Annotated in this window: 11 protein-coding genes; 2 read left to right on the top strand and 9 right to left on the bottom strand. The window is 51.5% G+C overall.

Features of this window, described 5'->3' with window-relative positions:
* Positions 1–270: 270 nt before the first annotated feature.
* The gene (locus tag BLQ36_RS13085; RefSeq protein ID WP_074515994.1) at positions 271–708 is read right to left on the bottom strand and encodes a metal-dependent hydrolase; all 438 of its coding nucleotides are present in this window, start codon (positions 706–708) and stop codon (positions 271–273) included.
* A 145-nt stretch (positions 709–853) separates the two neighbouring features.
* Here BLQ36_RS13085 and BLQ36_RS13080 point away from each other — a divergent pair, with 145 nt between their 5' ends.
* Positions 854–1,951, top strand: a complete 1,098-nt coding sequence (locus BLQ36_RS13080) for a hypothetical protein (RefSeq protein WP_074515993.1) — start codon at positions 854–856, stop codon at positions 1,949–1,951.
* 114 nt (positions 1,952–2,065) lie between these two features.
* Positions 2,066–2,536, top strand: a complete 471-nt coding sequence (locus BLQ36_RS13075; RefSeq protein WP_074515992.1) for a PTS sugar transporter subunit IIA — start codon at positions 2,066–2,068, stop codon at positions 2,534–2,536.
* Positions 2,537–2,585: 49 nt separating this feature from the next.
* Here the strand turns inward: BLQ36_RS13075 and BLQ36_RS13070 are convergent, their stop codons facing one another.
* From BLQ36_RS13070 to BLQ36_RS13035, 8 genes are all read right to left on the bottom strand, one after another.
* Positions 2,586–3,122 carry a hypothetical protein gene (locus BLQ36_RS13070; protein WP_218970086.1) on the bottom strand — a complete coding sequence of 179 codons (537 nt, stop codon included), beginning with the start codon at positions 3,120–3,122 and terminating at the stop codon, positions 2,586–2,588.
* Between the two features lie 12 nt (positions 3,123–3,134).
* Positions 3,135–4,442, bottom strand: a complete 1,308-nt coding sequence (locus BLQ36_RS13065) for an ABC transporter substrate-binding protein (protein WP_081342371.1) — start codon at positions 4,440–4,442, stop codon at positions 3,135–3,137.
* The gene (locus BLQ36_RS13060; protein ID WP_074515991.1) at positions 4,442–5,113 is read right to left on the bottom strand and encodes a response regulator transcription factor; all 672 of its coding nucleotides are present in this window, start codon (positions 5,111–5,113) and stop codon (positions 4,442–4,444) included. Before BLQ36_RS13060 ends, BLQ36_RS13065 begins: the two co-directional genes overlap by 1 nt.
* The gene (locus tag BLQ36_RS13055; RefSeq protein WP_033171229.1) at positions 5,110–6,435 is read right to left on the bottom strand and encodes a sensor histidine kinase; all 1,326 of its coding nucleotides are present in this window, start codon (positions 6,433–6,435) and stop codon (positions 5,110–5,112) included. The genes BLQ36_RS13060 and BLQ36_RS13055 overlap by 4 nt, the downstream gene beginning before the upstream one ends.
* A complete protein-coding gene (locus BLQ36_RS13050; protein ID WP_074515990.1) occupies positions 6,435–7,406 on the bottom strand; it encodes a sugar ABC transporter substrate-binding protein in 972 nt (323 codons plus the stop codon). The genes BLQ36_RS13055 and BLQ36_RS13050 overlap by 1 nt, the downstream gene beginning before the upstream one ends.
* Before the next feature lie 122 nt (positions 7,407–7,528).
* Positions 7,529–8,353, bottom strand: coding sequence for a PTS mannose transporter subunit IID (manZ, locus tag BLQ36_RS13045; RefSeq protein ID WP_033171230.1), 825 nt, complete (start codon positions 8,351–8,353; stop codon positions 7,529–7,531).
* A gap of 15 nt (positions 8,354–8,368) precedes the next feature.
* Positions 8,369–9,172, bottom strand: coding sequence for a PTS mannose/fructose/sorbose transporter subunit IIC (locus BLQ36_RS13040; RefSeq protein WP_074515989.1), 804 nt, complete (start codon positions 9,170–9,172; stop codon positions 8,369–8,371).
* Positions 9,173–9,270: 98 nt separating this feature from the next.
* The gene (locus BLQ36_RS13035) at positions 9,271–9,762 is read right to left on the bottom strand and encodes a PTS system mannose/fructose/N-acetylgalactosamine-transporter subunit IIB (protein WP_074515988.1); all 492 of its coding nucleotides are present in this window, start codon (positions 9,760–9,762) and stop codon (positions 9,271–9,273) included.
* Positions 9,763–10,075: the final 313 nt, after the last annotated feature.

Below are 10,075 nucleotides of genomic sequence, written 5' to 3'. Positions count from 1 at the left end.
TTAACATCTGGCTTAAATCATGTTGCATGATTTCATTTTACATTGTTTAGTTTTCAGAGAACAATCTCTGTCGCTCATTTCAGCGACTCATTTATTGTATCGCATCGATTTGTTTCTGTCAAGAACTTTTTTAAATTCTTTTTAAAAACTTTCGGAAGAACTTTGTTTCAATCCCTTGCCAATCAAGGCTTGGCGACTGTTTTGTTCCGCCGTATCTCTCAGCGACTTGTATTATGATACACGGATTTAACCGATATGTCAACACCTTTTTTAAATTTCTTTTAGCAAGTAACAAAGCAGTACCACCACCAGGGAAAACAGATACTCCGTTATCGACCCGACTTTGAATAGTTTGATTCCGATTTTCTGCCAAGGGGTAACAAAAGGCACCTTGCCACAAACTGCATCTTCTATTATATGAAGCAATGCTCCCACACAGAAAAAGACACCAATCATTCCCACATCGTTGAATGACTCCATGCCTCCCTTCAGCATCCGCAGCTGCAGCCCCAACAAGAGAATATACAACATCGGCCAATGGGACCACCCCCGATGGCGGCAGCGCCAGCTCCAATAGTGGCTTCCGGGATTTCCCTCTATTTTATCCGGCAGTACCGCCCCCGCCATACTATACAGCGCCGCCAAGGGATTTTCCGTTACCGCATAGACGATTACGCCGGTTATGATTTCATGATTGACCCATTTCATAGCTTTTCCTCAATTAACGAACAGTTATTCTTATCAGTATTCTAGCATATATGTTCGCCGATTAACAGTTCTTTTCTCATTTTTTTGCTCCCATTTGCGCCTTATAGTATAATAGGGGTGATTCTAATTAGGAGATAATATACTTATGGATGATTATACTTGGAAACGCCGGCTGCGGCAGCGTCGCCGCCGCCAGCGCCGTCACCTTTTTTTATTTATTCTATTGATAGCCTCCGTCATCGGCATGTCCTTCTGGTATGCATTCTTTTATACCCGGACGCCAGAATACGCCTTGAAACAATTGTCAGCTGCTATCGAAGAACGAAATACGGAAGCCTTCAAAAAGTACGTGAATATGGATGTTTTATCCTCCCGCGCTTACGATGACCTCACGGTGGATTTGTTTGCCTACGATTCCACCCTGACGCCAAAGAGCAAGGTCATGTTTGAAAAGTTCTACATCATGATTAAGCCCCAGCTCTCCATGGGACTGGAGAATGCCGCTCTTACCCGTATCGAATCCGGGGCTTGGAGTTTGCCGGAGGGTACGGACATCTTGAAGGGCCGCCAGCTTGGCATTGACTTTGAGCGCTTCATCGAACGCAGCCAGGTGCGCAATACCACCTTCGTCAGCATCGGCAGTATTGAACACGACGGCAGTACCGCCACCGCTGAGGTCAACATTATGGAGGATTACACCCAAACACCGTTCACCCTCCAGCTCGTCATGGAGCAAGCCGAAGATGGTCATTGGCAGGTTTCTTATATTAAGAATTACCGGGAATACCTCGATTTGATTGCCCCGCTGCAAAACCGCGACATTGCCAGCTACATTGACAATACCCAAGGCATCGTGGACGAATACAATGGCATCTTCGACGAATATCAGAGCAGGTTCCGTCAGCTGACCGCCACGAGCAGCGGCAATCTCTCCGCCGCCCAGCGGAAGAACATCGCCGCCCTGCTGGAAAACGAAGTCATTCCGGCACTGAAAAAGCGGCAGCAGAAACTCGACGAGGTAGAGATTCCTGCCGGTGCCCAGTATCTGGCCCGCCAGCGCCAGCATTCCACCGAAACCACCATTAAAGCATGGCAGCACTTCATCAAGGGATGCCGGGACAACAGCCAGGCAGAGTTCTCCACAGCAGAAACCCTGCACAAGCAGGAGCTGGCCATTGACCTCCGCGTGCAGGATATCATCCGCCACACTGCCATCAGTAAAAACATCCCGAATCTCCCGTAAAAAAGATTTTATGTTACAAGTTTACAAGTGTTCCTTGAAAAATCTCCGGTCTGTTAGTACAATGTAGGTAAAAGAAGCATTTTTTCTAGCATTGTAAAAAGGCAGGTAAGAACTATGACGAAGCAACAACAGAAACTTATCGCGCCCATTTCCGGCAGGATAATCGATCTTGCCAAAGTTCCAGATCCGATCTTTTCCGAAAAACTCACGGGGGACGGTGTGGCTGTCTTAAATGACAGTGACACGGTACTATCCCCCTGCGACGGGGAAATTTCCCTGTTCTTTGACACCAAACACGCCTTTGCTGTCACCCGTGCGGACGGGGTGCAGATTTTGGTTCATATCGGTCTCGATACCGTCATCATGAACGGCGAAGGGATTACCCAGCTGCATCATCGCGGTGACTATGTCAAAGCCGGCGAACCCATTCTAAAACTCGATCTGCCCTTGTTGCAGAGGCGGAAAATCAATTTGATTTCCCCCATACTCGTCGTCAACTACGATACGGTACGCAACCTTAGGCCTGCTGCTTCCGATGAAATGGTAGCAGCGGGAACAGATGTTATCCTGACTTATGAAAAATAAGCATGCAAAAAAGGCTTCCTGTTTTGGGAAGCCTTTTTGCATGCTTATTTTATTTATCCGTCTTATGGAGCCGGGTTGTTTCCCAATATTCTCCCATGGACTGCCCCGGCAGTTCCGTTACATCCTCTATCAAATAATCCCCTAAGCCGTAATCGGTGGGCACAAAGCTCCTGGCTGCCGCCTCGCTGGCAAATTCCACTTCGGCATACCAGAATTCCGTAGGCAGACCAGCATCGACATGATTGACCTCTAGCGACAGGTTCTCTGACAGCGCATAGGTACGCCGGACTTTCTCAATAAGGGGTTCACCGATCAGGTCTTCAATCTCGCGGAATTTTTCCACGGGAATGGGAAACTCCACTTCCTTGCGCGCCAGGCGCCCCTGGGATTTGAAACAGAGAATAAATTCATCCTGCAAGGGCTTCTGCCCATCCGAGGACCAGGTGGTTTCCTCTTCGCGAATGCGGACAGTCGGCCGTACGGATACATAGCCCTGACGCATCTTCTGCTCAAAGGCAAATTTGTCTTCCATTGCCTCCGGCCAGCCGGTTACCATCCATTTGCGCTCGATTTCCATAGGTGCCATATAAATTCTCCTTCACTGCTGCAAATACGCATTGATTTCCTTCTGTAACTTATTGAGGGCATTGTTGAAGGGAACGATGCCCGCAATGATTTTCTGTATTTCTGTATCCGCCATGAGCATGGCCTCGTCATAGCCCTTGAACTTTGGCCGCATAACCGCCTTGTCCATGACTTCACTTACCACCCGCAAGTCCATTTCCTCGCAACCGGGAGCATTGGCGGCAAAGAGTTCCTGGGATTCCTTGGATTCCACCACATCCCGGCGGGCCGGCAGCCCCTGGGTCTTAGTCAGCATCATCTGCTGAATCTCCGGCCGATAACAGATATCCTTCAAGAGCTGCCAAGCCAGTTCCTTGTGACTGGAATTGGCACTGACTCCCACCAGCATCGTCTGCAGATTGGATACGTTATCGCCAGAGGGCCCCGCAGGCAGCTTGATGCAGTCCCACTCGAAGGAGCTGTATTTCTTGATGCGCCAGGGATAGGGTTTATAGGTGCGATATTCGGCAAAGGTGAAGGGCCGGAAGGCCACCCGCCCCATGTCGAAATCCTTGGCAGTAACTTCACGGCCCCGCTGAGCATCGTGAAGTTTTATCATAAACTGCATGGCCTCCTCCATGCGGTGATCCGCAAAGTAGGAAGCGCGCCCATCCTCACGGAACATCGTCACCCCATTGGAAACTGCCGCCAGTTTCCAATCGTAGTCATAGACGCCGAACTGATCCAAAACGCCATCTCCATCTTTATCCTTGGTCACCCGGCGGCAGATTTCCAGAAAGTCCTGCCAGGTCCAATCGTTTTTCGGAATCCCAATCCCTTCCTGGGCCAGCAAGGTCTTGTTTACAAACATCAGCGTCGGCACACTGGCCACCGGCAGGCCATAGACCCGCTCATCATAACGGCCGTAGTTAAGCGCCGCCGGATAGTAGGCCGACCAGGAAAAGTCCTTGTCCTGGTCGCCGTAATTTGTCAAATCCTGCAAGGCTCCCATCGAGGCATACATATTGAAATCTTCGCCGGGAACGATAAATACATCGGGAGCCTCTCCCGCCAGCATTTTTTCTGCTAGCCACTCCGAATAGTCTTCCTTCTTGATGCCGCTGACATAGGTCACCCGAACCCCGGGATGTTCCTGTTCAAAGGTTTTGATGACTTCGTCGATTACCGCATAGGAATCCCCATCCGGCACGCCCCAGTTGCTGCCGGCAAAGACCCCCACTTTCAGTACATCGGGCTCCTGCTTCTGATATATCAGCACACTGACAATCAAAAATACCGCCAACAGGACCAGGGTGAGCTGGCGCTTAATATCTCCCTTCATCAGCAGTCCACCTCAGCCGCCGCCAGCCCGGTCTGCACCGCCCAGATTGCCAGCTGGGTACGGTCGCGAAGGTCCAGTTTGGACAGGGCGTTGGATAAGCCGTTGCGCACCGTTCCCTCCGATAAGCTGAGCCGTTCGGCAATTTCTTTATTGGAGAGTCCATGTCCCACCAGATGGGCAATATTGCGCTCGGTTCGGGTGAGATTTTCCCCACCGATTGGCTCAGCCTCTACCGCCAGATTATTCTGGGCCATTTGGTTAAAGAGTTTGACCACCTTGGCCACTACGCCGGGGTTAATCATGGCACCGCCGCTGACCACCGTGCGAATGGCATTGGTGAGGTCCGGCACCGATACGCCTTTGAGCAGATAGCCGCTGGCACCATATTTCAGGGCATTAAACACATATTCATCATCGTCAAAGGTGGTCAGAATCACGATTTTCACTTGGGGGTAGAGTTCTTTGACGAGTTTTGTCGCCTTAACGCCGTCGATTTCCGGCATGCGGACATCCATCAAAATGACATCCGGCTGGCGTTCCTTTAGCATGTCCATCAGCTGCCGGCCATTTTCCGCCAGACCGATGACCTTCATATCCACATTCTGGTCTAGGACGATTTTGAGACTCTCCCGGATGAGGTCCTGGTCATCGGCAATCATCACATTTATCATTTGTCATCCTCCTGTTTGTTCCCAGCGGGAATCGTTGCTTCCAAGGTAAAACCATTGTCACTCCAATACCGGAGGCGCCCGTGGAGCAGCCCCAGCCGTTCTTTCATATGGCGCAGGCCAAAGCCCGGATCCACTTCACTGCAGCCGATGCCATTGTCCGCAATGATAATGTAATTGCGCCCCGGCTCTGTCCCAATGGTAACGATTGCCTCGGTGGCATGGCCATGCTGGTTGGCATTGGTTATGCCCTCCTGCACCACGCGATAGATGACCTCTTCCTCATCCTCGCGCAAATTGTCCGGCCAGCCCAGAGCAACGACCTTGATTTTCATATTGGAGGATTCAGCAAACTCAGCCACCATGCGGGCAATCGCATGACGAAGCGGCAGCTTCTCCAAATCATCCGGCCGCAGCTTTTTGACCGAGCGCCGTACATCGATAATCCCGCGCCGCGCCGTCTCGCGAATTTTCGACAGCTGTTTTTTGGCCGCCTCTGGCGCGGCATCGACCAAAATGATACAGGCATCGAGCCCGGCTGCAATACCAGTCAGCGCGTGGCCCAGGGTATCGTGTATCTCCCTGGCCAGGCGGTTGCGCTCGCGGGTTTCTGCCATGCGCTCCGCTTCAATCGCATAGGCGCGCAGGCGTTTATTGGCATCACCGAGCTGCTTGTTCAGGCTGGCAATGCGCTCTTTTTCCTGATGCTTACTCTGCACGAGCAGTACCAAATACAAGACGAACAGGATGATATTTACTGACACGAAGCCATTTTTTACCGCCACGAGAATGGCCTGCACCGAAGATTTGTAATAGGAAACGTAGGCATCAAACGGAGCAACGTGGCCTTGGAAAACAGCCATATTGTAGTTGGCGATGAAATACAGGCCAAACATGGCCCCCACCAAAAGCCAGCTCTGGTTTTTTCCCTGATACCGATGCATAAGATCCGCTACCACCAGCAACACCACACCGTCATAGGCAAGGTTCAAACTGCGCATCAATAGCAGGCAGGCAGAAATCTCGGCGAGAAACACCAAGTAACGCATCATATCGGTCAAGGTATCCCGCCGGTAAAGATGCCCAAGTCCCACCAGGACCAGAAACGCCCCCATCGAAAGGGCAAAACACTCTCCCGCCGGCATGGGCACGATTGGCAAGGTTTCCAAAAAGGATCTTGCCGACATGCTTTTGATGACCTTTTCCTGGGTGATGCTCATAAACCCCGCCATGAGAAAGACCACGATACCATTGTAGAGGCTAAGCAAGCGATAAAGGCTGGCAATCCGCGCCCGTTCCTTGGCAACTTCCAGATCTATTTTCATCAATTCCAGCCCTCCTTGCCACCAGTAAGCAGAATGTCACGGGTTAAGAGCTGCGTCGGCAGCTGAATGACGCGTGGAACACTTTCGCCGGCCAGGAGCCGATACGCCTGCTCCGCCGCTTGTTTGCCGATTTGCCGCGGCGACTGTTCCGCCGTGGCGGTCATGTGCCCCTGCAAAATCATTTCCTTGGTCTCCGGAACCCCGTCAACGCCGTAAACCTTCACCGTGCCAATGCGATTGGCGTTCTGGAGAGCGGCCAGTACCCCCATGGCGGCAGGGTCATTTAACGCCATGACAATGGATACCTGCGGATGACGAGCTAGTATCCGTTCCATCGCCGGCATCGCATTCTCCAGCTGACCGAGACATTCCTCCTCATCGACGATGGTAAAGGCGGGATAATTCGCTATGGTATCGCGGAATCCCTGAATGCGGTCAACCGAAGAATGGGCCTCGGTGTGTTTCAGCAGCGCTATCTGTCCACCGGAATTATTCGCGATGACATGCTGCGCGCATTGAACCCCTGCCATATAGTTGTCCGACATAACCGTACATGCCACGTATTTCTCATCCTGCACACTGGTATCGATGGCAATGACCGGTACATGGGCAGCATACGCTTCTTCCAACGCCGGCTCAATCCGCTGCCAATCGACGGGATTGATGAAAATGACCTCGACGCCTTCGGCAATCAGCTCTTTGATTTCTTCCCGCTGACGCTCCACCGACAGCGCTGGATCACGGGAAATCAAAATATCGCCATGGTTCTCGACGACCGTGCGAATTTCCTCATCGACGACTTCATAAAAGGGATTGTTCAAAGTCATATAAACTGCCCCCAGTTTCCGCCGCTGCTCATTCTGCCGCACGGACAAATCCCCCTGGGACATGTGCAGCAGGCTGAGCAGCAACAGCCCTACACTCATCGCTCCCACCAGCGCCCAGAAATACTTTTCCCGCAGGTCCATCATACTCCGCCTTTCTCGTTCATTTGCTTCCAATTATATCACAAATAACGCACACAAAAAGAGCTTCGTCCAAAAACGAAGCTCTTTCTGTTGGGATTGTATTACATAATGGAATACGTGATGATTTATGCAAAGAGGCCAATGGCATAGCCCACAATGCCGAGAGCGAAGAGGCCGAGAATGATGACGAGCGGATTGACGCCTTTTTTGAGGAGCCACATGCAGGCAAACGTCATCAACATCGGTACGATGCCAGGCATCAGCGAATCGAGCAAACTCTGAACCGTCGTGACCACCTGTTCTCCCTGACTGTTCGTATAGGAAGACAATACCATCGGCATATTGACGGTCGTCCATTTGGCTACGAGAGCACCCATGACGAGCAGACCGAGTACGGAGGAACCTTCCGTGAGGTAACGCATGCGATTGCCGCCCACCTCATTGACGAGTTCCGTACCTTTATCATAGCCGTACATTACACCATACCAGTTGGTAAGGAGACGAATGACGTTAAAGGCTACGAAGAAAATCAGCGGGCCCACGATGCTGCCCGTCAGTGCGATACCAGCACCGAGAGCGGCCAGGACCGGGCGAAGCGTACCCCAGAAAATCGGGTCGCCGACACCGGCCAGTGGGCCGATAAGACCAACCTTGACGCCGGAGAGGGTATCCTCACCGATTTCCGCGCCATTGGCTTTCTTCTCCTCCATCGCCGCGATGATACCCATAATCGGCGTTGCCAGGAACGGCTGCGTGTTGAAGAATTCGAGATGACGTTTGAGCGAGCGTTTATACTCCTCCGGATCATCTTTGTAAAGTTTCTTGAGTGCCGGAATAAGCGACACACAGAAGCCAATTGCCTGCATACGCTCGAAGTTGAAGGAGCCGAGCAGGAAGTTCGAACGGATAAAAATCGATACGAGATCGCTTTTGCTAAGTTTCTTTTCCATGACAGTTCCTCCCCCTTACATCAGATCCGAATCATCGATGTCGTCAAGACCATCACCGCTGCCCGTATTGCCAGCAGCTGCGGCATTCAGTTCACGCTGAAGTCCACGAATGTGGAAATAAGCACAGATGAGGCCGATAGCACCAAAGCCGATGAGGTTGACGTTCGTGAATACGGCAATGAGGAAACCGAGGAAGAAGTACGGCATGAGGGATTTGGCATTCATCATGTTGATGACCATCGCATAACCGACGACGACGATGAAGCCACCGGAAACCTGCAGGCCGCGGGTGATGACTTCCGGAATGGATGCGAGCATAGCGTTGACCGTGTCCGTACCAGCAACGGCAGCGACGATGGCAGCCGGAACGGCTACGCGGATACCCTGCAGCAGCAGACCGCCGACATGGCACATCTCGATGCCGAAGGCATTGCCTTCCAGGGCAAATTTATCTGCCAGATGCTGGAAGAATACGGTAATGGTACGAACGAAAATCGTGAGAACCTGACCAGCAGCAGCCAGTGGTACAGCCAGAGCGATACCAGCGCCGATACTCTGATGGCCGACAATGACGAGGATTGCGGAAACCACCGATGCCAGTGCTGCATCCGGTGCCATAGCTGCACCGACGTTCATCCAGCCCAGAGCCAGCATCTCAAGGGTACCGCCAAGAATAATACCGGTAGTAATATCACCAAGAACGAGACCAACCAGCGTGCAGGCAACGAGTGGGCGGTGGAACTGGCACTCATCCAGTACGCTTCCCATGCCGGCTACCGCTGCAACAACAATCAGTAAAATAAACTGTATGGTAGTCATAACGTATAAACACCCCTATCTTTTCTTTTGCTTCCCTAACCGGTCATATTTCCCAACCAACCGGTTCTATTGCGAAAATCATGAATAATTGCGTCGGTTTAGACCATACCTTTGGCCTTGAGCGCTTCCATCAGGTTACCCTTCGGCTCGTTGGCCAGCTTGCGGATTTCCACTTCGATGCCCATATCCTGCAGTTCAAGCAGTGCTTTGACATCCTCCGGATTGACAGCAACAGCGCTGGAAATGAGGGTGTCGCCATCCTTGTAGGTCATGCCGCCGAGATTGACGGATTTGAACGGGATGCCGCCCTTCACGGCGCGAACTACATCCGCTGGCTTTGTGAACAGGAACAGCGTCTTGAAGGCATCGTATTTCGGGTTCTTGTAAGCCTCGCAAGCTTTTTCCACTGGTACAACGTAAGCCTTGATGCCCGGCGGAGCTACCTGCAGCAGGAGCTTCTTACGCATCTCATCTTTGGCAACTTCATCACTGCAGCACATAATGCGATTGCAGCCCGTGACCTTCGTCCAGACCGTAGCCACCTGACCGTGAATCAGACGGTCGTCGATTCGGCAAAATGCGATTTCCATATGTCATTCCCCTTTCGGAAAACCTGCTGTTGTTATCAAAATTCCCTATCGTAGCAACAGCGTTAAACTTATAATTTTTCTGACAGTAATTATAATAATAGAAAACACGGTCAAAGTCAGCTGAACTCTGTCACGACTTTCAATTGTTTCATATGACATTTGTCATAAAATCCCTTTTCCCTCAACAAATTACAGTTTGCAGGGGAGTAGTACCGAGTTCGTGTTCGAGGTAAATCGCCGGCGGCGGGGGCCCCAGTACCAACGCTCCACCGGTGACAACCCGCTACAAGAAATTTTTGCCTTTTAATTAAGA

It is taken from the genome of Selenomonas sp. WCT3 (assembly GCA_900100835.1).
GTDB classification, from domain to species: Bacteria; Bacillota; Negativicutes; order Selenomonadales; family Selenomonadaceae; genus Selenomonas_A; species Selenomonas_A ruminantium_E.
This window is presented reverse-complemented; position numbering and strand designations above follow the sequence as displayed.

Coding starts and splice junctions, on each gene's coding strand:
- BLQ36_RS13065 (WP_081342371.1), bottom strand. CDS start 4,442: ATGAAGGGAGATATTAAGCGCCAGCTCACCCTGGTCCTGTTGGCGGTA.
- BLQ36_RS13040 (WP_074515989.1), bottom strand. CDS start 9,172: ATGACTACCATACAGTTTATTTTACTGATTGTTGTTGCAGCGGTAGCC.
- BLQ36_RS13050 (WP_074515990.1), bottom strand. CDS start 7,406: ATGATGGACCTGCGGGAAAAGTATTTCTGGGCGCTGGTGGGAGCGATG.
- BLQ36_RS13055 (WP_033171229.1), bottom strand. CDS start 6,435: ATGAAAATAGATCTGGAAGTTGCCAAGGAACGGGCGCGGATTGCCAGC.
- BLQ36_RS13085 (WP_074515994.1), bottom strand. CDS start 708: ATGAAATGGGTCAATCATGAAATCATAACCGGCGTAATCGTCTATGCG.
- BLQ36_RS13070 (WP_218970086.1), bottom strand. CDS start 3,122: ATGGCACCTATGGAAATCGAGCGCAAATGGATGGTAACCGGCTGGCCG.
- BLQ36_RS13075 (WP_074515992.1), top strand. CDS start 2,066: ATGACGAAGCAACAACAGAAACTTATCGCGCCCATTTCCGGCAGGATA.
- BLQ36_RS13035 (WP_074515988.1), bottom strand. CDS start 9,762: ATGGAAATCGCATTTTGCCGAATCGACGACCGTCTGATTCACGGTCAG.
- BLQ36_RS13080 (WP_074515993.1), top strand. CDS start 854: ATGGATGATTATACTTGGAAACGCCGGCTGCGGCAGCGTCGCCGCCGC.
- manZ (WP_033171230.1), bottom strand. CDS start 8,353: ATGGAAAAGAAACTTAGCAAAAGCGATCTCGTATCGATTTTTATCCGT.
- BLQ36_RS13060 (WP_074515991.1), bottom strand. CDS start 5,113: ATGATAAATGTGATGATTGCCGATGACCAGGACCTCATCCGGGAGAGT.